The 25,771-nt window shown below is 64.1% G+C and carries 25 protein-coding genes and 1 tRNA gene; 19 read left to right on the plus strand and 7 right to left on the minus strand.

Annotation, left to right across the window (positions count from 1 at the left end; genetic code table 11):
* Positions 1-155: 155 nt before the first annotated feature.
* The 4 genes from BJP06_RS05690 (at position 156) to BJP06_RS05705 (ending at position 3,528) form a co-directional block, all read left to right on the plus strand.
* The gene (locus BJP06_RS05690) at positions 156-812 is read left to right on the plus strand and encodes a Rossmann-like domain-containing protein (RefSeq protein ID WP_071573142.1); all 657 of its coding nucleotides are present in this window, start codon (positions 156-158) and stop codon (positions 810-812) included.
* Positions 813-882: 70 nt separating this feature from the next.
* A tRNA-Thr gene (locus BJP06_RS05695) sits at positions 883-955 on the plus strand.
* Positions 956-1,411: 456 nt separating this feature from the next.
* Positions 1,412-2,119: a response regulator transcription factor gene (locus BJP06_RS05700; RefSeq protein ID WP_070361930.1), complete on the plus strand. Its 708-nt coding sequence runs from the start codon at positions 1,412-1,414 to the stop codon at positions 2,117-2,119.
* Between the two features lie 14 nt (positions 2,120-2,133).
* Complete coding sequence (locus BJP06_RS05705) at positions 2,134-3,528, plus strand: cell wall metabolism sensor histidine kinase WalK (RefSeq protein ID WP_071573143.1); 1,395 nt, start codon at positions 2,134-2,136, stop codon at positions 3,526-3,528.
* On the opposite strand, the gene BJP06_RS05710 is transcribed toward BJP06_RS05705, so the two are convergent.
* Positions 3,525-3,929 (minus strand): HIT family protein, encoded by a 405-nt coding sequence (locus BJP06_RS05710; protein ID WP_071573144.1) that lies wholly within the window; start codon positions 3,927-3,929, stop codon positions 3,525-3,527. The genes BJP06_RS05705 and BJP06_RS05710 overlap by 4 nt on opposite strands.
* A gap of 30 nt (positions 3,930-3,959) precedes the next feature.
* Here BJP06_RS05710 and purD point away from each other — a divergent pair, with 30 nt between their 5' ends.
* From purD to purL, 7 genes are all read left to right on the plus strand, one after another.
* Entirely contained in the window at positions 3,960-5,207 is a 1,248-nt protein-coding gene (gene purD / locus BJP06_RS05715) for a phosphoribosylamine--glycine ligase (protein ID WP_071573145.1), read from the plus strand.
* A gap of 26 nt (positions 5,208-5,233) precedes the next feature.
* A complete protein-coding gene (purB, locus tag BJP06_RS05720; protein WP_071573178.1) occupies positions 5,234-6,682 on the plus strand; it encodes an adenylosuccinate lyase in 1,449 nt (482 codons plus the stop codon).
* A gap of 11 nt (positions 6,683-6,693) precedes the next feature.
* A complete protein-coding gene (locus BJP06_RS05725) occupies positions 6,694-7,590 on the plus strand; it encodes a phosphoribosylaminoimidazolesuccinocarboxamide synthase (RefSeq protein WP_070975665.1) in 897 nt (298 codons plus the stop codon).
* A gap of 30 nt (positions 7,591-7,620) precedes the next feature.
* Positions 7,621-9,741, plus strand: coding sequence for a S9 family peptidase (locus BJP06_RS05730; protein WP_071573146.1), 2,121 nt, complete (start codon positions 7,621-7,623; stop codon positions 9,739-9,741).
* 87 nt (positions 9,742-9,828) lie between these two features.
* Positions 9,829-10,059: a phosphoribosylformylglycinamidine synthase subunit PurS gene (gene purS, locus BJP06_RS05735; RefSeq protein ID WP_070361934.1), complete on the plus strand. Its 231-nt coding sequence runs from the start codon at positions 9,829-9,831 to the stop codon at positions 10,057-10,059.
* Positions 10,056-10,727 (plus strand): phosphoribosylformylglycinamidine synthase subunit PurQ, encoded by a 672-nt coding sequence (gene purQ / locus BJP06_RS05740; protein WP_070478088.1) that lies wholly within the window; start codon positions 10,056-10,058, stop codon positions 10,725-10,727. The genes purS and purQ overlap by 4 nt, the downstream gene beginning before the upstream one ends.
* Before the next feature lie 4 nt (positions 10,728-10,731).
* Positions 10,732-13,008, plus strand: coding sequence for a phosphoribosylformylglycinamidine synthase subunit PurL (gene purL / locus BJP06_RS05745; RefSeq protein WP_177224267.1), 2,277 nt, complete (start codon positions 10,732-10,734; stop codon positions 13,006-13,008).
* 10 nt (positions 13,009-13,018) lie between these two features.
* Here the strand turns inward: purL and BJP06_RS05750 are convergent, their stop codons facing one another.
* Together BJP06_RS05750 and BJP06_RS05755 are read right to left on the minus strand one after the other, a co-directional pair.
* Positions 13,019-13,612, minus strand: a complete 594-nt coding sequence (locus BJP06_RS05750) for a hypothetical protein (RefSeq protein WP_143110556.1) — start codon at positions 13,610-13,612, stop codon at positions 13,019-13,021.
* 8 nt (positions 13,613-13,620) lie between these two features.
* On the minus strand, positions 13,621-14,601 hold the full coding sequence (locus tag BJP06_RS05755; RefSeq protein WP_350338464.1) for a hotdog domain-containing protein: 981 nt from the start codon (positions 14,599-14,601) through the stop codon (positions 13,621-13,623).
* Between BJP06_RS05755 and BJP06_RS05760 the strand changes: the two genes are divergently transcribed.
* The 3 genes from BJP06_RS05760 to purM are packed head-to-tail and all read left to right on the plus strand — an operon-like array spanning position 14,600 to position 17,622.
* Positions 14,600-15,037 (plus strand): sterol carrier family protein, encoded by a 438-nt coding sequence (locus tag BJP06_RS05760; protein ID WP_168156162.1) that lies wholly within the window; start codon positions 14,600-14,602, stop codon positions 15,035-15,037. The two genes, BJP06_RS05755 and BJP06_RS05760, sit on opposite strands and share 2 nt — an antisense overlap.
* A 21-nt stretch (positions 15,038-15,058) precedes the next feature.
* Positions 15,059-16,552 carry an amidophosphoribosyltransferase gene (gene purF, locus BJP06_RS05765; RefSeq protein ID WP_252931992.1) on the plus strand — a complete coding sequence of 498 codons (1,494 nt, stop codon included), beginning with the start codon at positions 15,059-15,061 and terminating at the stop codon, positions 16,550-16,552.
* A complete protein-coding gene (purM, locus tag BJP06_RS05770; RefSeq protein ID WP_071573149.1) occupies positions 16,549-17,622 on the plus strand; it encodes a phosphoribosylformylglycinamidine cyclo-ligase in 1,074 nt (357 codons plus the stop codon). Before purF ends, purM begins: the two co-directional genes overlap by 4 nt.
* 263 nt (positions 17,623-17,885) lie before the next feature.
* Here purM and BJP06_RS05775 read toward each other — a convergent pair whose 3' ends face one another.
* Together BJP06_RS05775 and BJP06_RS05780 are read right to left on the minus strand one after the other, a co-directional pair.
* Complete coding sequence (locus BJP06_RS05775) at positions 17,886-18,092, minus strand: DUF3073 domain-containing protein (protein WP_070478076.1); 207 nt, start codon at positions 18,090-18,092, stop codon at positions 17,886-17,888.
* A 188-nt stretch (positions 18,093-18,280) separates the two neighbouring features.
* Positions 18,281-19,366: a folate-binding protein YgfZ gene (locus tag BJP06_RS05780; RefSeq protein ID WP_143110557.1), complete on the minus strand. Its 1,086-nt coding sequence runs from the start codon at positions 19,364-19,366 to the stop codon at positions 18,281-18,283.
* A 31-nt stretch (positions 19,367-19,397) separates the two neighbouring features.
* On the opposite strand from BJP06_RS05780, the gene BJP06_RS05785 reads away from it, so the two are divergent.
* Positions 19,398-20,321 carry an aminodeoxychorismate lyase gene (locus BJP06_RS05785; protein ID WP_071573151.1) on the plus strand — a complete coding sequence of 308 codons (924 nt, stop codon included), beginning with the start codon at positions 19,398-19,400 and terminating at the stop codon, positions 20,319-20,321.
* 20 nt (positions 20,322-20,341) lie between these two features.
* Here BJP06_RS05785 and BJP06_RS05790 read toward each other — a convergent pair whose 3' ends face one another.
* Both BJP06_RS05790 and BJP06_RS05795 read right to left on the minus strand, forming a co-directional pair.
* Positions 20,342-20,965 (minus strand): FABP family protein, encoded by a 624-nt coding sequence (locus tag BJP06_RS05790; protein WP_070361945.1) that lies wholly within the window; start codon positions 20,963-20,965, stop codon positions 20,342-20,344.
* A gap of 20 nt (positions 20,966-20,985) precedes the next feature.
* Complete coding sequence (locus tag BJP06_RS05795) at positions 20,986-21,723, minus strand: DUF2993 domain-containing protein (RefSeq protein WP_070478068.1); 738 nt, start codon at positions 21,721-21,723, stop codon at positions 20,986-20,988.
* Positions 21,724-21,757: 34 nt separating this feature from the next.
* On the opposite strand from BJP06_RS05795, the gene mshD reads away from it, so the two are divergent.
* From mshD to pstA, 4 genes are all read left to right on the plus strand, one after another.
* Entirely contained in the window at positions 21,758-22,672 is a 915-nt protein-coding gene (mshD, locus tag BJP06_RS05800) for a mycothiol synthase (RefSeq protein ID WP_070478066.1), read from the plus strand.
* A 121-nt stretch (positions 22,673-22,793) separates the two neighbouring features.
* A complete protein-coding gene (gene pstS, locus BJP06_RS05805) occupies positions 22,794-23,915 on the plus strand; it encodes a phosphate ABC transporter substrate-binding protein PstS (protein WP_071573152.1) in 1,122 nt (373 codons plus the stop codon).
* A gap of 2 nt (positions 23,916-23,917) precedes the next feature.
* Positions 23,918-24,880, plus strand: coding sequence for a phosphate ABC transporter permease subunit PstC (gene pstC, locus BJP06_RS05810; RefSeq protein ID WP_071573153.1), 963 nt, complete (start codon positions 23,918-23,920; stop codon positions 24,878-24,880).
* Positions 24,877-25,770: a phosphate ABC transporter permease PstA gene (pstA, locus tag BJP06_RS05815; protein WP_071573154.1), complete on the plus strand. Its 894-nt coding sequence runs from the start codon at positions 24,877-24,879 to the stop codon at positions 25,768-25,770. The genes pstC and pstA overlap by 4 nt, the downstream gene beginning before the upstream one ends.
* Position 25,771: the final 1 nt, after the last annotated feature.

Raw genomic sequence — 25,771 nt, forward strand, 5'->3', positions numbered from 1 at the left:
AGATCAATCGGGGCAAGCACGGACGGCGGCGGCGACGTTCGCGCCGCGTCAATCGTCGCCACGTGCTGGCGTGACCCGCGGACAAACTCCCACAGCGAATTCAAGTTCACGTATTCGACCCTAGCAAGCCACCCCGACACGCCTAGAATGGCCACATGACCTGGCAACTCTACGAGCAACTTATCGACGCCACCCCGACCACCATCACCGTCACCGACTTCGGCATCGCACCCCACTGGGCCTGGCTCCGCACCTCCGACGGCCACGTCGGCATCGCCGCCGTCTACCCCGGCGACGGCCGTCCCATCCTCTCCGAGTCCCCAATCGGACGCCCCCTTATCGACGCCGCCTCCATGGTCACATCGTGGAACTTTGCCGAAGCCGGCGTCGGCCTCGCCGCGATCAACGCCTGGATGAACCGCGACACGCCCCACTTCGACGACGCCCCGGACGCATTCGTCGCCTACGCCTCCCGCTATGCCAGCAAGCGCGTTGGCGTCGTCGGGCACTTCCCGGGCCTGGAGCGCACCCTCCGCGACGTCGCCGACCTCTATGTCTTCGAGCGAGTCCAACGCCCCGGCGACTACCCCGACTCCGCCTTCGAATACCTCGCCCCAGACCTGGACGCTGTCTTCATCACCGCATCCGCCCTCGTGAACAAAACGATGCCCCGCCTCTTGGAGCTCTCCGCCGGGCTGGACACCATCATCGTCGGCCCATCGACCCCGATGAGCTCCATCCTCTTCGACGCCGGCGCCAGAACCGTTCCGGGTTCATCCCCACCGAGCCTGCCGGGCTCGTCGGGACGCTGAAGGGTATCGGTGGAGGTAGGAAGTGGGATTTCGGTAAACGAGTGAACGTTAGTGTAGACTCTTCAGCGCTGCTAGAGTGGCGCAATCGGTAGCGCAACGCACTTGTAATGCGTAGGTTGCGAGTTCAAGTCTCGTCTCTAGCTCTGAAACCCCCTCCCGGGACGTACCTAACGCCGGGGAGGGGGTGTTTGCGTTGGGGTGCCTGACTATTTTGATGCCCGACGCCCCGCAATCGCCCCGGTGCACCAATTTCCCCATTTTCGCCAAGGCCAAGCGACGTTTCCCCAGTTCAGCGTTTGATGGCGGTGAGATCTGGTGCCCAGGCAATGCACAGTCATTCCCGACGACCTGCATTGGTCGACGCTAAGAGGTCGACTGGAACGAAATCCAACCGGCCCCAACCCCGCCTCTCCCGGCGGACTATCCCTGTTTTACTCACCCACATGCAGGGGGCGTACAGGAAACGTTCAGAGAAACGGCGTTAGATAGAGGCAGTTATGTTCATGGGCGTGGAAGCCATTCATGGCGGCCGACGCAGTTCCCGAGAGAAATCTAAGGGAAACGCGAAATGCCCTGGTGTATGAAGGAGTGAACTGTACATGTCTGAGGCTACGAAGCCTGTAAAGGTGCTCGTTGTTGACGATGAGCCGAATATCGTTGAGTTGTTGACGGTTTCTTTGAAGTTCCAGGGCTTTGAGGTTGAGAGTGCGGGGTCTGGCCAGGAGGCGCTGGAGAAGGTGAAGGACTTCCGTCCGGACGCGTTCATCCTTGACGTGATGATGCCGGGGATGGACGGCTTTGAGCTGTTGGGCAAGCTGCGCAGCGAGGGCATTGACGGCCCGGTGTTGTTCCTGACGGCGAAGGACGCGGTGGAGGACCGGATCCACGGCCTGACTATTGGCGCTGATGATTATGTGACGAAGCCGTTCTCCTTGGAGGAAGTCATTACTCGTCTGCGTGTGATTCTGCGTCGCGGCAAGGTGACGGAGGATGCGGATGAGGATACGACGCTGCGGTACGCCGATCTGACGTTGAATGATGAGACGCACGAGGTGACGAAGGCTGGCGAGATCATTGAGTTGTCACCGACGGAGTTCAACCTGCTGCGCTACTTGATGCTGAATGCTGAGGTGGTGCTGTCGAAGGCGAAGATTCTGGATAACGTGTGGCACTACGACTTTGGTGGCGACGGCAACGTGGTTGAGTCGTATATTTCGTACTTGCGTCGCAAGGTAGACAATGGGGATGTGCCGTTGATTCATACGGTGCGTGGCGTCGGCTATGTGCTGCGTACACCTCGTAAGTAAGGCGTAGGTGACCGATGAGTAGGCGTCGGCTTCATGCGCTTGCGTACTCGAGGACGAAGCCGCTGCAGAAGCAGCTGGTGGCGTTGGTGTTGGCGATTGCCACGCTGGCGCTGTTGGTGAGTTTCTCGGCGGTGTACATCTTCATGCGCAGCATTTTGTATCAGCGTGTCGACGACCAGCTCAGCGAGGGGTTGGACACGTGGGTTGGTCAGGTGACGTGGGTGCCGTCGTCGGGTGCGCCGAGCGATTTTTATCAGGAGACGTGGTATCCGCAGTTCGGGACCTCGTGGAGCCCGGTGTATGTGGATACACCGCCGGACCTTTCGAGGGTCAAGCAGCAAGATAAGGCGGTGACGGTGCCGTCGACAGGCGTGGCGCCGGGCGTGAAGTGGCGCGCGATGTCACGTGAGATGCCGGACGGCACTGTGAAGTATGTCGCGAAAGAGCTCGACGCAGAGCACCGTGTGTTGCGTTGGCTTGCGATTGTGGAAACGACATTTGGGCTCCTTGCCGTGGTGGGGATTGCGTGCGCGGGGCGCACCTATATTCGTAAGGCGTTGGCCCCGTTGCGTGAGGTAGAGAACACTGCGCTTGCAATTGCCGACGGCGACACGAAGCGCCGGGTGCCGGTGTGGTCGAGGGAGACTGAGGTCGGCAAGTTGTCATATGCGATGAACACGATGGTGCAGCAGCTGCAGGAGTCCGTGGAGGATGCGCAGCTGAAGGAGGAGCAGATGCGTCGCTTTGTGGGTGACGCGTCTCATGAGCTGCGTACTCCGCTGACGAGTGTGCGCGGGTATGCGGAGCTCTACCGGAAGGGTATGGCGCCGGATGCGGACATGGTCATTGGCAAGATTGAGGAGGAGTCCGCCAGGATGCAGTTGCTGGTGGAGGATCTCCTCGCGTTGACTCGTGCGGAGGGCACTCGCCTGGATAAGCGCCAGGTGGATGTGTTGGAGATGGTGACTTCGGCGGTGAGCTCTGCGCAGGCGGCGTTCCCGGAGCGTTCGCTCACGATTGAGAACAACGCCACCTCGGTGCCGACGGTCAACGGTGACCCGTCGCGGCTGCATCAGGTGTTGCTGAACCTGATTGTCAACGCGTTCAAGCACGCGGGCAAGGACGCGTCGGTCACGGTGGCGTTGCGGGAGAACCTGGACCGCATCATCATTGAAGTGATTGATGACGGCTGCGGTATGGAGGAGAAGGACGCGGAGCACATCTTCGAGCGGTTCTACCGCGCGGACAACTCCAGGAACCGCGCTTCTGGTGGCGGTTCGGGGTTGGGGTTGGCGATCGCGAAGTCCCTCATCGAGCAGCACGACGGCACCATCACCGTAAAAAGCGCGCCGGGTGAGGGCTCCACGTTCACCATTTCCCTCCCGATGGAGAAGAGCCCGAAGGTTTAGGCCTCGAGTGCTGCGCGCAGCTTCTCCGCGGCTTCGTCCATCTTGGCCGGGTCGGTTTCGTCCATCTTCATCACGGTGGACAGGTCGTAGCCGGACATGTCGTTGGCGGGGAAGACGTGGATGTGTGCGTGCGGCACTTCGAAGCCGGCGATGAGGTAGCCGGCGCGCTCGCTGCCGAATACTTCGATGATGGCGTTGCCTACTCGCTGGGCAACGTCATTCATTTTTGCCCACAGCGCTGGCTCGATGTCGGTCCACTTATCGATCTCTTTGACGGGAACGACCAGCGTGTGGCCGTACGCGATCGGCTCGATGGTGAGGAACGCGGCGACGTCCTCGTCCTTGTACACGAAGCGGCCTGGAATTTCACCTTGAATAATCTTTGTAAACACAGTGCTCATAGCGCCTAGGTTACCGGTAAGTTAGTGGGCATGCGCATCCTTGTTATCGGTTCGGGCGGCCGTGAACACGCCCTGTTGAAAGGTCTTGCAGGACACGAGCTCACTGTCGCGCCGGGAAACGCCGGCATGGCATCACTTGCTGAGGTCAGGAGTGTCGACGTCGCTTCGCCTGAGTCGGTCGTCGAGCTGGCGAAAGACGTTGACGCTGAGCTTGTCGTGATTGGCCCTGAGGTGCCGTTGGTGGCGGGTGCGGTGGACGCGCTGCAGGCCGCGGGCATTCCAGCGTTTGGTCCGACGAAGGCCGCGGCGCAGCTGGAGGGGTCGAAGGCATTCGCGAAGGACGTCATGGCCGCTGCTGGTGTGGCGACGGCCCGCGCGCAGCGCGTGGAGCGCATCGAGGAGATCGACGATGCTCTTGAGGCGTTCGGCCCGCACTACGTGGTCAAGGATGATGGGCTGGCTGGCGGCAAGGGGGTCGTCGTCACGCTTGATGCTGCCGAGGCCCGCGCGCACGCTCGCGCGGTGATTGAGGCCGGCAACCCGGTGCTGTTCGAGTCCTTCCTCGAGGGCCCGGAGGTGTCGCTGTTCTGCCTGGTGGACGGCGAGACCGTCGTGCCGCTGCTGCCGGCGCAGGACCACAAGCGCGCCTACGACAACGATGAGGGCCCGAACACTGGTGGGATGGGCGCGTACACGCCGCTTCCTTGGCTGCCGGAGGGTGGCGTGGACCGCATCGTGGACGAGATTGCGCGGCCGGTGGCGCGCGAGATGGTCGCCCGCGGCATCCCGTACCAGGGCCTGCTGTACGTTGGCGCCGCGTGGGGTCCGGAGGGCCCGTCGGTGGTGGAGTTCAACGCGCGCTTCGGCGACCCGGAGACTCAGCCGGTGCTTAGCCTGCTGCGTACCCCGCTTGTCGACGTCCTCTATGCTGTGGCCACGGGCAGCCTCGATACGCTCCCGCCGTTGGAGTGGGAGGACGGCTACGCTGCGACGGTGGTGCTGGCGGCGAAGGATTACCCGGAGCACCCCAAGACCGGGGACGTCATTGCAGGCGCCGACCTGGACAACCCCGACGTGGTGTTGCACGCAGGTACCGCGACCAAGGATGGGGAGTACGTCTCGGCCGGTGGGCGCGTGCTCAACGTGCTGGGTAAGGGCGTAACGCTGCAGGACGCGGTGGACGCTGCCTACCAGGCGATTGAGCAGATTTCGCTCGAGGGTTCCTTCTGCCGCAAGGACATTGGGCGGCGCGCGATTGAGGGAGAAATCCGTATCTAGCGCGCGTGTCGGGACGTTGTGCGATAATCAGCGTCGTGGCTGAGAAACTGTTGAAACCGAACAATAGCAACGTCCTGTCGAACCGCTACGCGTCGCCGGAAATGGCGACGCTGTGGAGCGCAGAACACAAGATCATTCTGGAGCGTCAGCTCTGGATCGCCGTGATGAAGGCGCAGCGTGAGCTGGGAGTCGAGATTCCCGAGGAGGCGATCGCTGCGTACGAGGCGGTCGTCGACAAGGTGGACCTGGCTTCGATTGCTGAGCGTGAGAAGGTCACGCGACATGACGTGAAGGCGCGCATTGAGGAGTTCAACGCGCTGGCCGGGTACGAGCACATCCATAAGGGGATGACCAGCCGTGACCTGACGGAGAACGTCGAGCAGTTGCAGATTTACCGCTCGCTGGAGCTGATTCGTGACAAGTCGGTCGCGGTGCTCAAGGCGATCGGGAATCGGGCGGATCAGTACTCCACGCTGGTGATGGCGGGGCGTTCGCACAACGTTGCGGCGCAGGCCACTACGCTGGGCAAGCGCTTCGCGTCTGCGGCGGATGAGATGCTGGTGGCGGTTGAGCGCATCGAGACGCTGCTGGCGGCCTACCCGCTGCGCGGCATCAAGGGCCCGATGGGCACCGCGCAGGACATGCTCGACCTGATGGGTGGTGACGAGGCGAAGCTGTGCAAGCTGGAGCAGTCGGTGGCGCGCCACCTGGGATTTGAACGCACCTTCGATTCGGTGGGTCAGGTCTACCCGCGCTCCCTGGACTTCGACGCTATCTCGGCGATTGTACAGCTGGGAGCGGGTCCGTCATCGCTCGCGACCACGATCCGCCTGATGGCCGGCAACGAAACGGTGACGGAGGGCTTCAAGGAGGGCCAGGTTGGTTCTTCGGCGATGCCGCACAAGATGAACGCGCGTTCCTGTGAGCGCGTCGGTGGCTTCCAGGTGATCCTGCGCGGCTACCTCACCATGGTCGCTGACCTTGCTGGGCAGCAGTGGAACGAGGGCGACGTGTTCTGCTCGGTGGTGCGCCGCGTGGCCCTGCCTGACGCCTTCTTCGCGATCGACGGCCAGTTTGAGACATTTCTCACTGTGCTGGATGAGTTCGGCGCGTTCCCGGCGATGCTCAACCGTGAGCTGGACCGTTACCTGCCGTTCTTGGCCACGACGAGGATCTTGATGGCGTCGGTACGCGCGGGCGTGGGTCGTGAGACGGCGCACGAGATTATCAAGGAGCACGCGGTTGCGATGGCGCTTGATATGCGCGAAAATGGCGCTGAACAAAACCTCATCGAGCGCCTCGCCGCTGATGAGCGCCTCCCGCTCGACAAAGAGCAGCTGGAGAACGCGCTGGCTGACCGCCACGCGTTCATCGGCTCGGCGGAGTCGCAGGTCAGCAACGTGTGCGCTCGTATCCAACAGCTTATCGACGCCCACCCGGACGCCGCTGCGTACAAACCAGGGGAGATTCTGTAATCTTTATGTCCATGCGTCCAGAGCTTTCTGACTATACCCACCTGGCTGGCGGCAAAGTCCGCGAGATTTACGAGGTGGATGACGAAACGTTATTGATGGTGGCGTCCGACCGTATTTCGGCGTTCGACTTCTCGCTGGAGCCGGCGATCCCGGACAAGGGCCGGATTCTGACTGCCACGTCCATGTTCTTCTTCGACCTGCTTTCGGGTGTGCGCAATCACCTGGCGGGCCCGATTGATGATCCCCGGATTCCGGAGGAGGTCCTCGGCCGCTCGTACGTGGTGAAGAAGCTGAAGATGATTCCGTTCGAGTGCGTCGCTCGCGGTTACCTGACTGGTTCAGGCAAGAAGGAGTACGACCGCACCGGCATGGTGTGTGGTGTGAAGCTGCCCGAGGGCCTGGTTGAGGCCTCGAAGTTACCGGAGCCGATTTTCACCCCGGCGACGAAGGCTGCGCAGGGCGACCACGACGAGAACGTGACGTTCGAGTACGTGGAGGAGAAGGTGGGCGCGAAGCTTGCCGCCCAGCTGCGCGACCTCACGTTGGAGGTGTACACCAAGGCTGCTGAGTACGCGGAAACCAAGGGCATCATCCTGGCGGACACGAAGCTGGAGTTCGGCGTCGACGAGGAAGGCAACCTGGTTCTTGCGGACGAGGTACTCACGCCTGATTCGTCCCGCTACTGGCCAGCCGATACGTACGAGGAAGGCAAGGTGCAGCCGAGCTTCGATAAGCAGTACGTGCGCAACTGGCTCACCGGCCCGAAGTCCGGCTGGGACCCTGCGGAGAACACGCAGCCTCCGGAGCTGCCTGGTTCCGTGGTGGAGGCGACCCGCGACCGCTACATCGAGGCGTACGAGCGCCTCAGTGGCGAGAAGTTCGGGGACTGGCCGGGGGCGCGTGCCTAGGGCATGAGGTTGCGCGTAGACTCGTCGCCTATGACGAATTTCAGCGCGCAACCGCCAGTGGCAGCACAACACCCTACGACTCGCGTGTTTCATGGACGCGAGTTCGTCGATAATTATGAGTGGCTCCGGGACAAGCAGTTCCCGGAGACCATTGCCTATTTGGAGGCGGAGAACACGTATACCGCGGAGGTGACCGCCCCGTTTGCCCCGCTCGCGGAGCAGGTCTACCAGGAGATGAAGTCTCGCATCAAGGAGACTGACATGTCCGTGCCGCAGCGCAACGGCGACTGGTGGTACTACGGCCGCACTATCGAGGGCAAGAGCTACGGCGTGTCCTGCCGCGTGCGGGTCGGCGACGACCCGTGGACGCCGCCGACGCTGCCGGAGGACGGCTCGCCGCTGCCGGGGGAGCAGGTGCTGCTTGACCTCAACGAGATGGCCGAGGGCCATGAGTTCTTCTCACTCGGCGCGTCAGCGGTATCTACGTCGGGGCGCTTGCTGGCCTTTTCGACGGACACCTCCGGCGACGAACGCTTCGACCTGCGCATCAAGGACTTGGAGACCGGCGAGCTGCTGACGGATACCATCGAGGGCGCCTTTTACGGTGCGACGTGGGCGGGGGAGCAGTACCTGTTTTACCTGCGCGTTGATGACGCGTGGCGCCCGCACCAGGTGTGGCGCCACGAGGTGGGCACGGCGGCGTCGGAGGACGTGCTGGTCTACCAGGAGGACGACGAGCGCTTCAACCTCGGCGTGGGCGGGGACCGCGCCGAGCAGTTCCTGTACATCGTGGCCAGCTCGAAGCTGACCAGCGAGTGGCGCGCGGTACCCCTGGAGACGCCGACCGCCGAGTTCGAGGTGCTGTGGCCGCGCGAGGAAGGCGTGGAGTACGACCTGGATTACGCGGAGCTCGCCGGGCGCGGGTACTGGGTGGTCACGCACAACGCCACCGGCCCCAACTTCGCAGTGGGGACCTGCCCGGTGGATGCGCGGGTGCCGCTGACTGAGCTGGAGACGTTCGTGGAGCACAGCGCGGACGTGCGCGTAGAGGGCGTCGATACGTACCGGGACTTCCTGTTTTGTGCCTACCGCTCGGGCGGCATTAGCAGGCTTGCGGTAGCGCCTGTGGAGGGGGACAACTTCGGCGCGCTGCGCGAGCTCGAGTTCGACGAGGAGCTCTACACCGTGGGCCTCGGCGGTAACCCCGAGTGGGACGCCCCGGTGGTGCGGCTGACCTACACCTCGTTTACGCAGCCTGCCCAGCTGTTCGACTACCAGGTGGCCACCCGCGGCGTGACGTTGCTGAAGCAGCAGGAGGTGCTCGGGGGCTACGACGCCGCCGACTACGTTGCCAGCCGCATGTGGGCTACGGCCGACGACGGAACCCAGGTGCCGATCTCCGTGGTGCACCGCGCGGACCTGGACATGACCCATCCGCACCCGACGCTGCTCTACGCCTACGGCTCCTACGAGTCCTCCGTGGACCCAGGCTTTTCCGTGGCGCGGCTGTCGTTGCTGGACCGCGGGATGGTTTGGGCGTGCGCGCACGTGCGCGGCGGCGGCGAGATGGGCCGCGGCTGGTACGACAACGGCAAGATGCTCACGAAGAAGAACACGTTCACCGACTTCATCGCGTGCGCCGACGAGCTGGTGCGCGCGGGCGTGAGCTCCTACGACACGCTCGTTGCTGAGGGCGGATCGGCGGGCGGGATGCTGATGGGCGCGATTGCGAACATGGCCCCGGAGAAGTTCGCGGGCATCCAGGCGATCGTGCCGTTTGTGGACCCGCTGACCTCAATCCTCATGCCGGAGCTGCCGCTGACCGTGGTGGAGTGGGAGGAGTGGGGCGACCCGTACCATGACCCGGAGGTGTACGACTACATGGCCTCCTACGCCCCGTATGAGAACATCACTGCCCAGCGTTACCCGGACATCCTTGCGGTGACCAGCCTGAACGATACGCGCGTGCTGTACGTGGAGCCCGCGAAGTGGGTGGCGAAGCTGCGCGAGATAGCTACGGGCGGGGAGATTCTGCTTAAGACGGAGATGTCCGCGGGCCACGGCGGTGTGTCCGGCCGCTACGAGAAGTGGAAGCAGACCGCGTTCGAGTACGCCTGGACGCTCGTGCACTCGGGGGCGTGCACCGTCTAGCAGCCGCAAAATAAAGGACTCCCGCGGGAGGGATCCGTTCGTTATACTGTCTTCGTCGTAATGACCTCCGAGACACGAAGGATTCTCATGGCAAAAGTCGTGGTAAATGTCATGCCTAAGGCTGAAATTTTGGATCCGCAGGGCCAAGCTGTCCTGCGCGCGCTGGGCAGAATCGGGGTGAACGGTGTCGAGGACGTGCGTCAGGGCAAGCGCTTTGAAATCGAAGTCGACGACACCGTGTCCGACGATGAGCTCAAGCGCGTCGCCGAAACCCTCCTGGCAAATATGGTGATTGAAGACTTCGAGGTTGTTCGATGACGGCAACCATCGGTGTAATCACGTTCCCAGGCACGCTCGACGACGTCGATGCGTTGCGTGCAGTTCGCCTGGCTGGCGCACAGCCGAAGTCGCTGTGGCACGCTGATGAAGATTTGACGGGTGTTGACGCCGTCGTGGTCCCCGGTGGGTTTTCCTACGGGGACTATTTGCGTTCCGGAGCCATCGCCGCGCAAGCCCCGATGATGGGCGCTGTGGTGGAGGCTGCGAAGAAGGGCATGCCGGTGCTGGGCATCTGCAACGGTTTCCAGATCCTCACCGAGGCTGGCCTGCTGCCGGGCGCGCTGACCCGCAATCAGCACCTGAACTTCCACTGCGTGGACACCTACCTTGAGGTGGCCAACGCGGAGACCGCGTGGACGAACCGCTTCAACGAGGGGGACAAGATCCTCGTGCCGGCGAAGCACGGTGAGGGCCGCTTCCAGGCGTCCGCCGAGACCATTGAGCAGCTGGAGAAGGAAGGCCGCGTGGTGTTCCGCTACACGGATAACTTCAACGGTTCCATCAACGCGATTGCTGGTGTGACGAGCGAAAACGGCCGCATCGTGGGGTTGATGCCGCACCCGGAGCACGCGATTGAGGCGCTTACGGGGCCGTCGACGGACGGGCTCGGGTTGTTCTTGTCCGCTATTTCTTCGATCGGAGCGTAGGGAAATAATGACTGTACATAATGACACGGTGGAGCACGCCGCGCAGACTCCTGAGCTGGAGCAGCCCTACGCGGAGCTTGGCCTGAAGACCGACGAGTACGAAAAGATCAAGCGCATTCTGGGCCGCCGCCCGACGGATGCGGAGCTGACAGTGTACTCCGTCATGTGGTCCGAGCACTGCTCCTACAAGTCCTCCAAGGTGCACCTGCGCTACTTCGGGGAGACGATGACGGAGGAGATGGCGTCGAAAATTCTGGCCGGTATCGGCGAGAACGCGGGCGTCGTCGACATCGGTGACGGCGACGCGGTGACCTTCCGCGTGGAGAGCCACAACCACCCGTCCTTCGTGGAGCCCTACCAGGGTGCCGCGACGGGTGTGGGCGGCATTGTGCGCGACATCATGGCGATGGGCGCGCGCCCAATCGCGGTGATGGACCAGCTGCGCTTCGGCCCTGCTGACGCGCCGGACACCAAGCGAGTCCTGCCTGGCGTGGTGCACGGCGTTGGCGGCTACGGCAACTCGCTGGGCTTGCCGAACATTGGCGGCGAGACCGTCTTCGACGAAGCATATGCGGGTAACCCGCTGGTCAACGCGCTGTGCGTGGGCACGCTCAAGGTCGAGGACCTGAAGCTGGCGTTCGCGTCCGGCACTGGCAACAAGGTGGTCCTCTTCGGCTCCCGCACGGGCCTTGACGGCATCGGCGGCGTGTCGGTGCTGGGCTCTGCGACCTTCGAGGAAGGCGAGGAGCGCAAGCTCCCAGCCGTCCAGGTTGGCGACCCGTTCGCGGAAAAGGTCCTCATCGAGTGCTGCCTGGAGCTGTACAAGGCCGGCGTTGTCGTCGGTATTCAGGACCTCGGTGGCGGCGGCTTGGCGTGTGCTACCTCCGAGCTGGCTGCGGCGGGCGACGGCGGCATGACCGTCAACCTGGACAACGTGCCACTGCGCGCGGCGAATATGAGCGCCGCCGAGATCCTGGCGTCCGAGTCCCAGGAGCGCATGTGCGCCGTGGTCACCCCTGAGAACGTGGATCGCTTCATGGAGATCTGCGCGAAGTGGGAGGTCGGTGCGGCCGTGATTGGTGAGGTCACCGATGAGAAGGACCGCTACCTCGTCTACCACAAGGGCGAGCTGGTACTGGACGCGCCACCGTCATCGATCGACGAAGGCCCGGTCTACGACCGCCCGTACGCGCGCCCCGAATGGCTTGATGGCGTGCAGGCGAAGGCGGACGTCGATACTTCGGAGGACCTGGAGGCTACCTGGCTCAAGATGGTTGCCTCCCCGGCGCTGTGCTCCCGCGACTTCATTACGCAGCAGTACGACCGCTACGTGCGTGGCAACACCGTGCAGGCCCAGTACTCGGATGCGGGCGTGCTGCGCATCAACGAGGAGACCTCGCGCGGTGTGGCGATTTCCGCTGACGCGTCCGGCCGCTACTCCTACCTGGACCCGAACATGGGTGTGCGCCTCGCGCTTGCGGAGGCCTACCGCAATGTTGTGGTCACCGGCGCGAAGCCGGTCGCGGTGACGAACTGCCTCAACTTCGGTTCCCCTGAGAACCCCGACGTGATGTGGCAGTTCCGCGAAGCCGTCCACGGCCTCGCCGACGGCGCTGCTGAGCTGGAGATTCCGGTCTCCGGCGGCAACGTGTCCTTTTACAACCAGACCGGCGAGACCCCAATCCTGCCGACCCCAGTCGTGGGCGTGCTCGGCGTGATCGAGGACGTCAACGCCGCCATCCCGCACCGCCTGCCGAAGGGCGAGGGCGAGCAGGCCTTGCTCGTGCTGGGTGACACGAAGGCGGAGTTCGGCGGCTCGGTGTGGCAGGACATCTCCGGCCAGGGCCTGAGCGGCCTGCCGCCACAGGTAGACCTTGCCAACGAGGAGCGCCTCGGCGAGCTGCTGCACGCGAACAAGGACATCCTTGCCGCGCACGACCTCTCAGAAGGTGGCCTGTCCCAGGCTGTCTTCGAGATGCTGCTGGGCTCCGGCAAGGGCGCCAAGCTGGACCTTTCGGCGGTCCACGAGGACGCGTTCACCGCGCTGTTCTCCGAGTCCGCCTCCCGCGTGCTCGTCGCGGTGGATCCGTCGCTTGTCGACGCCACCATCGAGCGCGCAAACGCCACCGGCGTCCCAGCGCACGTGTTGGGCACCACCACCGACGACGGCCAGATCACCTTCGGTGAGCACTCCGTCGCCGTGGCCGCGCTGGCCGACGCGTGGGCGAATACGTTGCCGGCACTGTTCGGCAACGCGACGGCCCCGAACGCCGCGCTGTAGTTAGCGCGATTTAGAGGTTATGCCGCCAGGTCATTACGGTGCCTGGCGGCGTTTCCATGCGCAGGCCTGTTGCCTCAACACCGGGCTGGCCTGCGTCGTCGACGGAGAAGCTGACGAAGGTCTGGTTGTAGGTCTGGTTGGGAACGAGCGCTTGTGGGTCCCGTGGCAGGACCGGGAGGTCTACGGTGTCGCAGAGCTGGGTGGCAAAGTTGCGCACGCGGTTCGCCGCCACGTTGCTTTCGCCGACGATGGTGATGTCGGGGCTGAGCACGGCCTCGTCGGGGCTGTCGCCTGCGGTGTTGCCGGTGTAGATGTAGCTGATGTCGAAGCAGCGCAGCTGGGTCACGTCGGCGAGCGCGGTGTCGGCGTTGGTGTAGTTGCCGACACGCCTGCGTGCCTCCTGTCCTGAGATGACGCGGGGGTTCTCTACGCGTGCCCGGAAGTGGTACGCCCCGCCGCTATCGCCGAGGAGCGTGACGGCGGCGGACTGGCGGAACTGCAGCGCGGTCGCCGTCTTCGGCTGGGGCGCCGCGCAGCCAACCAGTGAACCGGCCACACAGGCGCTCGCGGCCAGCAGCGCAGCGGTTCGCTTCAGCACTGACATAGCCGCCACTAGTCGACGCGCTGCTGCGCATCGTCTGGGCGCACCAGCGGCTCCGGCTCATACTGCGCCCGCAGGTCCTTGAGCGTCTGCGTGTGCTCCCAGAGGCGCTTGTCCTCGTCCGTGACTGGGGTGAACTTGCGCGCGGCCAGCGGGTTGCCGTCGATGTCGATACCGATGTAGGTCACCGTGGCGTGAATCGCGTTCTGGAGCGACTCGCGTCCGCCGCGCGGGTCCCCCGATCGAACAAAGATGGAGGTATGCATCGAGCGGGAGTCTGTCCTGGTCAGGCGTGCTTCCACCTCGATGAGGTCGCCGATGTGGATCGGCTTATAGAAGCGGATGCCGCCCGCGTACACCGCTGCGGTGCGTTCCCCGGACCACTCCATCGTGCAGGCCATACCGGCCTCATCGATCCACTCCATGGCGGTGCCGCCGTGCACATCGCCGCCCCAGTTGATGTCGGTCGGTTTGGCCAGGAAGCGGTGGATGGTGCGTGGTGCGGTGGAGTCGTCCGTGTAGGTCTGCTCCAGCATGGACGCCTCGATGGCCTTGCGCAGGTCGATGCGGGAGATCGCGGCGGCTTCCACGCGGCGTTCCTCATCGGTCTCAGGCGTAAATGTCGGCACCGGGGTTGGGCGCCCAGCTGCATCCTTTGCCACGAAAATCACCAGGCAGTCGCACGCGCGGGTGAAAACACCTTCCCGGGGGTCTGCCGAGAGCACCTCGTTGACGATGTGCATGGAAGTGCGGCCAGTCATCGCGATCCGGGAACGGACCTCCACAATGTGGCCCGACGGAATCGGTCGGGTGAAGTGGATGTGGCCGACGTAGGCAGTCACGCAGTAGGTCGAAGACCACTGCGCGGCACACGCGTATGCCGCCTTGTCGATCCACTGCAACACACGGCCACCGGAGACGCCCTGGGCGCCCGCGTGGAGAACATCTGTAGGAGCCGCCATGAAACGCAGCGTGATGGAAGGAGACTTCATGGCACCACAGCATAATATGAAATCCATGGCACAGAGGAAGGCACCGAAGAAGACAGAGGTGGACCCGGCAGCGACACGAGCGGCCGTCCTGGCAATCAAGGACTGGCTGTTGGACGAAGAGGGCGTCGACAAGCCCGGCAGGGCTTTGCTTGCCGACGCCGTGCGACGCACCGCCCGCACCCTCGCCCACGAGATGCCCGGACACACAGTAGAGCTGCGAGTACCCCCGTTTGTTGCGGTGCAGTGCGTCGAAGGCCCCCGCCACACCCGCGGCACCCCGCCCAACGTCGTGGAAATGGACCCGACCACCTGGCTGCGAATCGCCACAGGTTGTGCCACTTTCGAGGAAGAAGTTCGCGCCGGGCGTATCGACGCCTCTGGCTCCCGAGCCCACGAAGTCCAAAAAGGGCTGCCCGTTCTACCCCTTCACCCCTAGGTGTTCGTTAGAGTAGAGCACGTGCGAACCGAAGAGGAATACATCGGGGATGACACGCCGCGCGAAGAATGCGGTGTGTTCGGCGTTTGGGCGCCCGGTGAAGACGTATCAAAACTGACATATTTCGGACTATTTGCCCTCCAGCACCGCGGCCAAGAAGGCGCAGGTATCGCTGTGGGCGACCATGACCAAGTGGTGGTGTTCAAGGACATCGGGCTGGTCAGCCAAATCTTTGACGAGCCGACGCTCGGCGCGCTGCAAGGCGACGTCGCCATCGGCCACACCCGGTACTCCACGGCGGGCAACAACTCGTGGGACAACGTGCAGCCAATGTATCGCGTCAGCCCCAACGGCACCGACGTCGCGCTGGCACACAACGGCAACCTGACCAACTACGTCGAGCTGCAGCGCGAAGCCGTGGAGCGCAAGCTTATCCCCGCCGACGGGGTAGAGGGCCAAGGCTCCTCCTCCGACACGGCGGTCGTCTCTGCCCTCCTCGCCGACGCCATCCGCGACGACGTCACCCTCCTGGAATCCGCGCGCCAACTCCTGCCGCGCGTCAAGGGTGCGTTCTGCTTCATGGTGACCGACGGTAAGACCCTCTACGCGGCCCGCGACCCACACGGCGTGCGCCCACTGTGCCTCGGCCGCCTGGAACGCGGCTGGGTCGTCGCATCCGAAACGTGTGCGCTGGACATCGTGGGCGCCTCCTTCGTCCGCGACATCGAACCAGGCGAGCTCATCGCCATCGACGAGACCGGCGTCCACTCCGAGCGCTTCGCCGACGCACCACACGCGCACTGCGTGTTCGAGTACGTCTACGTCGCCCGGCCCGACTCAGTTGTCGACGGCCAATCCGTCAACAGCGCCCGCATCGACATCGGGCGCCGCCTGGCCCGCGTCGCACCCGTCGACGCCGACCTGGTCATGCCGGTCCCAGAGTCCGGCACCCCGGCAGCAATCGGCTACGCCGAGGAATCCGGCATCCCGTTCAAGCAGGGCATGATGAAGAACGCCTACGTGGGCCGCACCTTCATCCAGCCCTCGGACACGCTGCGCCAGTTGGGCCTGCGACTGAAGCTCAACCCGGTGCGCGAAGTCATCGAAGGTAAGAAGCTCGTCGTCGTGGATGACTCCATCGTGCGCGGCAACACCCAGCGCAAACTGATCCGGATGCTGCGCGAGGCCGGCGCCGCCGAAGTGCACGTGCGCATCGCTTCGCCACCAGTGAAGTGGCCGTGCTTCTACGGCATCGACTTCGCCAGCCCCGGCGAACTCATCGCCAACCACGGGCGCGGCGGCAACGAAGAAGTCGTCGCCGAGTCCATCAGGACCATGGTGGGTGCGGACTCCCTGGCGTTCGTCACCACCGAGGACATGATCGCCTCCACCAACCAGCCAGCCTCCAACCTCTGCGCGGCCTGCTTCACCGGCGAGTACCCACTCGGGCTCCCGGAGGGCAACCACAACGCAGATCTTGTTCGTCGTCTTCAGAAAGGTGAAAACGCATCATGACCCACCACAACACCCCAGCTGAATCGGGCGTGTCCTACGAGGCCGCAGGTGTCTCCATCGAAGCCGGCGACAAGGCCGTAGAGTTGCTCGCGCCCCTTGCCAAGCGCGCCTCCCGCCCAGAGGTCCAGGGCGGCATCGGCGGCTTCGCCGGCCTGTTCGCCTTAGGCAAGTACAAGGAGCCGCTGCTCGCGGCCGGATCCGACGGCGTCGGTACCAAGCTGGCCGTCGCTCAGGCGATGGACAAGCACGACACCATCGGCATCGACCTGGTCGCCATGTGCGTCGACGACCTTGTCGTCTGTGGCGCGGAGCCACTTTTCTTGCAGGATTACATCGCGATCGGCAAGGTCGTCCCCGAGAAGGTCGCCGACATTGTTTCCGGCATCGCCGAGGGCTGCGTCCAGGCAGGCTGCGCCCTGCTCGGTGGCGAGACCGCGGAGCACCCAGGTGTCATGGACGTTAACGACTACGACGTTTCCGCCACCGCCATCGGCGTCGTCGAAGCTTCCGAGCTCCTCGGCCCGGACAAGGTCCGCGAGGGCGACACCATCATCGCGATGGCGTCCTCCGGCCTGCACTCCAACGGCTACTCACTCGCACGCTACGTGCTGCTCGAGCGCGCCGGGCTGCCTCTCGACGGTCACGTCGACGCCCTCGGCCGCACCCTCGGCGAGGAGCTCTTGGAACCAACCAAGATCTACGCCCTTGACTGCCTGGCGCTTGCCAAGGAGTGCGACGTGCGTACGTTCTGCCACGTCACCGGAGGTGGCCTGGCCGGCAACATGGAGCGCATCATCCCTGAAGGCCTCGTTGCCGACATGGACCGCGCCACCTGGACCCCGAGCCCAATCTTCCAGACCATCCAGTCCGTCGGCGACGTCCCCGTCGAGGAGATGGAGAAGACCTTCAACATGGGCATCGGCATGGTTGCCGTCGTGGCGCCGGAGGATCGTGACCAGGCGTTGGCGTTGTTGAAGGGACGCGACATCGACAGCTGGGTCCTCGGCGAGGTCCGAGCCGCCGAGGCTGGCGAAGATGCCCGCGCGGTGCTTCGCGGGGCGCATTCTTAGGACTCGCACACCAAATTCCGCGATTTCAGTCGACGGGCTTCACAAAAGCCCAGGTCGCTGATTGTTCGTGCAGGAATTTGGTGTAACTACCAGTTGCGGTGACACCAAATTCCCGAATTTCGACGCCACCACTCAGCGTTTCCCCTGGTTGCCAGCGCAGCGCGAAGGAATTTGGTGCGACCGTCCTCTAAAAACTATAAAGGCACCAAAAGAACACCCGCGGCCCGTGTGGACAGCAGGTGTTCTTTGTCAGTGTTGGACGTTTAGCGGCCAGAGGTGCCGTATGCATCCCAGTCGGCGTAATCGGCGTACTGGTCATCTACCTCGTAGTCGTCGTCCTCTTCCCAGCTCTTCTTCGGAGCTTTGCCTGCGAGCTCGCGTTGGAGCGACTCGAGGTCCATTTCAGGAGAGTTGTACTTGAGTTGGCGAGCAACCTTGGTCTGCTTTGCTTTGGCGCGTCCGCGACCCATTGCGTGACCCCCTTGAGGTGGTTCTTCTGGGCGGCTCCCGGGCAGGGAGCGGCCTCATGCTTGTCGATTCGTTAATTGTCCTGTAGGACATAATAGCGCGAACGTTCCAAAAATTCCCCTCCACGGGGTGACCTGTGTGTTTGCCCAGCGGGCCCCGGCAAGAGCCCACACAGGGGCCAGTCTGAGACCTAGTTGCCGCGCAACCGTTGTTGGGCCTTGCGCCCGGCTTTCTCGCCCTCGTCGGTGGGGATGGAATCGGGGTCGATGCGGGCGGAAACGCCATCGATGTCAAGGTCGACGGCGGTGCCGGCGTTGAGGGCGGACCGTTTTAGCCGGGCGAGTGCGATGGGGCCGTAGTCGGCGTCGTGGACGACGGTGCCCAGCGTGCCAACCGCGCGCCCGCCCGCCCGGATGGTTGCACCGATCTCTGGCTCGGTGGGTGCGGAGCCGTCGAGCTGCAGCATGACCATCAGGCGGGGGGAGCGGCCAATGTTTTCCACGCGCGCGACGGTTTCTTGCCCGCGGTAGCAGCCCTTCTCCAGGTGGACGGCGGCGATGCGGTCACCGCGGTTGATCAGGCGCGGGGCTTCGTGCGGGATGGTTTTTTCGTCGCAGTCGGCGCCGAGTTCGGGCTCGCCGGCCCGCACACGCTCGGCGGTGAACGCCATGAGCCCGCCGAGCACGCCGCCGCGTTCCACCAGCGTATCGACGACCTCTTCGATCCGATCGCGTTCGACCGCGATGTCGAAGCGCGCGTGCGCGGTCCACGGGGACACCCGCCGGGAAAACGCCACGCCGTCCACCGCCGCGAGGGCTTCCGTGGCGTCGGCTGGGCCGATGAGCGTGAGGATCGCCAGGTCGGTGTCGGTGATGGTGACGTCGGACCAGAACACCATTTTGCGCAGGAACGCGGTGAAGGTTTCGTATTGCGCGGCTGGCAGGTCGAGGTAGAACGTGGTGCCGTCGTAGAAGACGTCGGCGTGGTGGAGGATCCTGCCCTGCGCGTCGAGGTCGAGGGCGGAGGCTGCGAAGCCGGAGGGGGCGTCGTCAAGCTTTTGTGAGAGGAGGTTGTTTAAGAACTCTGGTGCGTCGGGCCCCGCGACCGCGATGATGCGGCGCTGCGAGCGGTCGATGATGACGGGCTGGGTGTCCATGGCGCGTTGTTCGCCGAGCGGCTCCCCGTAGTGCCAGGCGACCCCCTTCGCGTCGAGCGGCGTCGTGCCCGCAAACTCTGCGGCGCCAGGGCGTTGCAAAAGTGGAGAAGAGTTCAACACATCCACCATCGTAGCGGGATACTATGAACGCATGGGTTCGTCGCACTTGTTACCAGCTCCAGTGATCTATCTTGTGGAACCGTTCGGCGGTTCTATTCGACGCCAAAACGCCAGCATGCCGCACGTGTTTTGGGACGACGCCGCCGTCACGCGTGGCGACGGCATCTTCGAAACCATCCTGATCCGGAAGGGGGTGCCCGCCAACCTTGAGGCCCACATTGAGCGTTTCCGGCGAAGCGCCCGCACACTCGACCTGCCGGACCCGGGGGTGGACCACTGGGTGAAGGCGACGAATGAGGCGGTGGCCGACTACGTGCGCGAGCGCGGCAGCGAGCCGGAGGAAGTGGACGCGCGCTGCGTGTGGACGATGACGCGTGGCCGCGAAACCACCAGGGTGCCCACGGCGTGGCTGACGGTGCGCCCCATCGACGAGACTGCCCTGAAGCAGCGCAAGAGCGGGGTGTCGGTGATGACGACCTCGCGTGGCTACTCCCTGGACACCGGTGAGCACGCAGTGCCGTGGATGCAGGTAGGCGCGAAGACCTTGAACTATGCGGCGAACATGGCTGCGCTGCGCTGGGCGAAGAGCCACGGGCACGACGACGTCATCTACATCGACCCCACCACCGATCGCGTGCTGGAGGGCGCGAACTCGACGGTGATCGTGGTGAAGAAGGGCGGGCGGATCCGCACGCCGAAGCCGGGGCCGGGCATCCTGCCGGGCACGACGCAGGCCGCGCTGTTCGAGTACGCATCCGCGCGCGGCTGGAAGTGCAAGCAGAAAGACATCTACCTGAATGAGCTGTTCAAGGCTGAGTCGGTGTGGTTGGTGAGCTCCACGCGGATGGCAACGAGGGTGAAGCGCCTGAATGACAAAAAGCTCCCGGCCCCCGAGAACGCTCGGGAGATCCAGGAGCTAGTGCAGCAGGCGCTCGACGCGAGCATCGGCCTGTAAAAGCCTGTAAACCCTAGTGCTTAGCCGGCGACGCGCTTGAGCTCGGCGGACATGTAGGGGACCATCTCGCCGTCGACGGCGCGCTCGTCAACCCAACCGAGGTTGTTGTTCGGCATCAGGCCGTAGACGCGCTTGCCCGGGCCGTGGTTCTCAGGGCCGGTTTCCGTCACGATGGTCGACGCGCTGGTCAGCTGCCATGCGCGCTCGTTGAGCAGCGTGCCGTACATGATCTCGGTGAGCCCGCGGGAATTGGTCAGGGTGACCTCGATTTCGTCCTTCAGGGAAATACGCCAGAAGCCGACCTCGCGCTGGTCAGCGCCGGTGGGCTTGCCGTCCTCGTCCAGGCGCCAGATGCGGGACTCGAAGCGGAGGTAATTCTCGCCGTCGTGGGAGATGACCAGCTGCTGGCCAAACGCGTACTCGTCGCCGTTATCGTTGGCCTGGCCCTCGCCGTGCCACACGCCGACCAGCGGCAGAAGTGCTAAGAGGCCGTCGTGGAGGCTCGGGCCCTCGCGAAGGTTGGCCGTGTCCGCTGGCAGGGGCATCTCATCAAACCCGAGGGCGGGGATGTTGCGGTGCGCGGTCGCCTTCGACTGTTCAGCGGCGAGGTTGACTGCTTCGTTTCCGTTTAGCTTTTCACTCATGCGTACCAGGCTACAACGTCCTACACCAGCGGTGCGAGGTCGGCAGCTTCCACGACGGTGTTGATGCGGTCGCGGGAAAATTCGATGGAGCCGCCGGAAAGTTGCACGTTGTCGGCCTGGCCGCCTAGCGGCAGGTCGCGGGTGTCCCTGTCCAGGGTGTACGCGTCGATGACGCGGTCGGTGAGGTCGGAGGGGACGTCGATAAGCTGGCTGGGCCGCATGCGGAACGTGGGCCCGTCGAGGCGCAGGGTGACCACGACTGTGGTGGGAATGTCCGTGCCGGGGACGGTGCCGGTCATGCGGGCTTCGCTTGCGGTGCCGCCGGAGGGCGAGATGTCGTAGGGGTGCGCGATGTCGAGGTCGGTCATGCCGAGGAGCTGGCCGAACGCGACGCCGTCGAGGCGTACTGTGCGGCGCACGACGTCGGCTTGCGCGCCAGTGAGGTCCGCGCGGCGTAGGCGTTGTCCGGCGTTTGCGGGCAGTTCCAGGTTGATCAGCTCCACCCCGGCGTTGCCCACGCCGACGCCCGCCACCGGCACGTCTACGGAGTGCAGGCTCACCCTTGACACAGCTCCGGTCACAGCAGCCAGCGCCACCGGGAACCCGGAGATGTAGGCCTCGGGGGCGACTTCGAGCCCGTTGAGCTGCGCGGCCTGCCTCGACAGCGTGCGCTCCACGCCGGAGGCAAACAGGGTGTCGGCGGTGCCACCGATGCACAGCACCGCAACGAGCCCGAGTGCGATCGACCGTTTCTTCACGTCTCTAGTTGTACACACACGCTAGCCTTGGGGCATGACGAACACTCGCTTTCACCCCCAACCGCTCACGCTGCCGGAACATCCGGAGACGGCCAAACAGGTCGAGGCGATGCTGCAGCGCGTCGCGGACTACGACGGCATCGCAGCCTTTTCCGAGCAGTTCCTCAACGGGCTTCACGACGCCCGCCTGGGCCACAACCACCTGGTAGTCAACCAAGGTGACGACGTTGTAGGAGTCGTGGGGTTCGCCCCGGACGGTTCGGCGGAGCTCGCGGTGGATCCGCAGTCGCGTGGTCAGGGGATGGGCCGCAGCCTTGTCGACGCCACCTTCGCCCACAACCCCGCCGCCGGCCTATGGGCCCACGGCAACCTGCCCGACGCCCACGAGGTTGCGCTGCTCCTCGGGCTCCGCCCGGTGCGCGAGCTGCTCGTGATGCGTCTGGACGAGGTGCGCGCTGAACCTGTACAGCTGCCCGAGGGATACGAGGCGTTCAACCTCACCGAGGCGAGCGCAAAGTGGGGCCGTGGGGCCGTCGAAAAGGCGTGGCTGGAGGCCAACAACCAGGCGTTTTCCTGGCACCCGGAGCAAGGCGGCTGGGATACCGAGCGCCTGCACCGCGCGATGGAAGCGGAGTGGTTCGACCCAGCCGGGGTGTGGCTGCTCTACCGCGGCGAGGAGCTTGCGGGCTTCCACTGGACGAAGCGCCACCCGGACGGCACCGGAGAGGTCTACGTTGTCGGCTTGGCGGACGCCTTCCGCGGCCACGGCCTTGGCGGCGTATTGATGGAACTGGGGCTGGTTCACCTCGCGGAGCAGGGAAGCCCGGCCGTGATCCTCTACGTTGAGGCGGACAATGCCCCGGCCGTGAAGCGCTACGAGGAGCTTGGATTCCAGGTCGCGGAGCGCCACGTCGTATATAAAGCGGCGGGGGCAGCGGCGGGTGATTAAACCCAACCGTCACGCAACATTCATGTGAAGTTCACGAATAGGGGCCTTTAGTGTTCACCATCACGCTTTAGCGTTACTCCTCGAACATTAAAGGTCACTATTTCTTGGAAAGGTATTCCACGTGAATTTCAAAAATCAGCGTTCTGCAGCAGTATTCGGTGCATTGGCGGTAGCGTCGGCCGCGTTGGTTGCGTGTGGCAACGGTGCAGACAATGCGGCGGACACCTCCGCAACGGATACCCCCGGTTCCGATGCTGCAGTCGCAGGGGAGTACGAACTTTCCGGCGAAACTGGGCAGCTGCTGGCGGAGGGCGCGTCTTCGCAGCAGAACGCGATGGACTACTTCCGTACCGTGTACGAGGCAGACGTTCCGGGGGCAACGCTTGCGTACAACCCGACCGGCTCCGGCGCTGGCGTGAAGCAGTTCCTGGATAACCAGGTGGTCTTCGCAGGCTCCGACTCGCCACTGAAGGAAGAGGAAGTCGCAAAGGCTGCGGAGCGCTGCGGTGGCAACGAGGCGTGGCACCTGCCGTTCGTGATTGGCCCTGTCGCGGTTGCATACAACCTGGAGGGCGTCGACGAGCTGACGCTGAGCGTTGACAACATCGTGGAGATCTTCCAGGGCGTCATCAAGAACTGGAATGATCCGAAGATTGCGGAGTCCAACCCGGGCGTGGAGCTGCCGGACCAGAAGATCAACGTCGTTTACCGCGCTGATGAGTCGGGTACCTCGGACAACTTCCAGAAGTTCCTGATTGCGGCGTCGGATGGCAAGTGGGAGTCGAAGGGCAAGGCGTTCCCGACGGAGGTTGGCTCCGGTGCGAATGGCTCCACCGGTGTCGCTGACCAGGTGGCAAACACCCCAGGCGCGATCACCTACGTTGAGGCGGGCTTCGCAGACAAGATCGCGAAGGTTGACTTCGGCAACGGCCCGGTTGAGCTGAACTCCACCACCGTGGGCAACGCGCTGGCACACATGAAGTTCTCCACGGAGGGCCACAACATGGTGGTGGACTCGGAGGCACTGTTCGCGTCGAAGGATGCGGAGTCCTACCCGCTGATCCTGACCACATACGAGATTGTGTGCTCGGCTGGCTACGATGCCGCAACCGCTGGCATGGTGCGTGACTTCCTGAACGTGGCGCTGGACTCGCAGGACAGCGAGCTGGAGTCCGAGGGCTTCATTCCGGTGTCGGGCGCGCACGCTGAGCGTCTCCGTGAGGCCATCAACGCGATTCAGTAACAATGGCTGCAGCTCAAGTTGAGGCGCGCCCCCGGCGCCGAGCCGGGGACCGCGTCTTCGAGGGCGTATCGACGTCCTCTTCGGTTTTAATCACGCTCATCATTTCTGCGATTGGCGCATTCCTCCTGCTGGAGGCGTTGCCACCGCTGCTGCGGAACGAAGGCGGCTTCCTCGGGTTCCTGACGTATTCGGGCCCGTGGGAGACGGCGAACCTGGACGCAATGCGTTTCGGTATCCCGAACTTGTTCTTCTCCACGGTGATGATCTCGCTCATCGCGCTGCTGATTGCGATGCCGGTCGCGCTGGGCGTGGCGCTGTTCCTTTCGAGCTTCGCGCCGAAGCGCATGGTGCGCCCGCTCGCGGTGCTGGTGGACCTGCTGGCCGCGGTGCCGTCGATTGTCTACGGCATCTGGGGCGCGAAAGTGCTGGGACCCGCGCTCGGCAAGTTCTACGAGTGGGTGCATTCCTGGGGAGGCGACTTCTTCCTCTTCGCGCACTACCAAAACTCGCCGTCGTTCGCGACCGGCCGCAACATCCTGACCGGTGGCATCGTGCTGGCCATCATGATCTTGCCGATCATCGCAGCCACCGCCCGCGAGATCTTCACGCAGACGCCGCGCGGTCTCATCGAGTCTGCGATGGCCTTGGGCGCGACGCGCTGGGACGTGGTGCGGATGACGGTGTTGCCGTTCGGTAAATCCGGCTTCGTGGCCGGTTCTATGCTGGGTCTTGGCCGCGCGCTGGGCGAGACGATGGCGCTGTACATGGTGGTTTCCCCGGCACCGCTGTTCCGCGGCTCGCTCTTCGACGGCGGCACCACCTTCGCAACCGCTATTGCGAATGCATCGGCGGAGTTCAACAACCCGATTAGCGCTGGCGCCTACATTGCGGCGGGCTTGGTCCTGTTCGTGATTACGTTTGCGGTCAACGCTGCAGCGCGCGCGATTGTGAGGAGAAGTAAATGACAACAAAGCCTATGTCGCCATTTACCCCCGTGGCGAAGTCGCGCACGATCAAAAGCGCTGTGATGGGCACGCTCGTGGCTGCCACGATGGTGCTGGCGATGCTGCCGCTGCTGTGGCTGCTGGTCACGGTGGTCGGCCGCGGGTGGGACGCCATCAGCGACGTGTCCTGGTGGACCACCGACATGGTCGGTATCCGCGCCACCAAGGAGGGCGGCGGTGCGCTGCACGCGATTGTAGGAACGCTGGCGCAGACGTTGGTGGCGTCGATAATTGCGATCCCGATTGGCGTGGCCACCGCGATCTACCTGGTGGAGTATGACAAGGGCGGGAAGCTGGGCAGGCTGACCACGTTCATGGTGGACATCCTGTCAGGTGTGCCGTCGATTGTTGCCGCGCTGTTCATCTACGCGCTGTGGATCACGGTGCTGGGGCAGGCCCGCTCGGGTTTCGCGGTCGCGCTGTCGTTGATCCTGCTGATGCTGCCCGTGGTGGTGCGCAATACGGAGGAGATGCTGCGCGTGGTACCGATGGATCTGCGTGAGGCGTCCTATGCCCTGGGCGTGCCGAAGTGGAAGACCATCGTGCGCGTTGTGGTGCCGACGGCCTTCTCCGGCATCACCACCGGCATCATGCTGGCGATTGCCCGCGTGATGGGCGAGTCCGCGCCGGTGCTGATCCTCGTCGGATCCACGCCGATCGTGAACTGGGCCGGCATGTTTGGTCAGCCGCAGTCCTCGCTGCCGCTGTTCATGCTGGACATGTGGAAGGCAGGCGGTACGGGTGCGGCCGCCGACAGGCTGTGGGGCTCGGCGCTCACACTGCTCATCATTGTTGTTGTGCTCAACGCGCTCGCGCGGTTGATTGCCGCGAAGTTTTCAGTGAAGAAATAAG

The organism is Corynebacterium sp. NML120713, from assembly GCF_001875735.1.
In the GTDB taxonomy this organism is placed as follows: Bacteria; Actinomycetota; Actinomycetes; order Mycobacteriales; family Mycobacteriaceae; genus Corynebacterium; species Corynebacterium pseudogenitalium.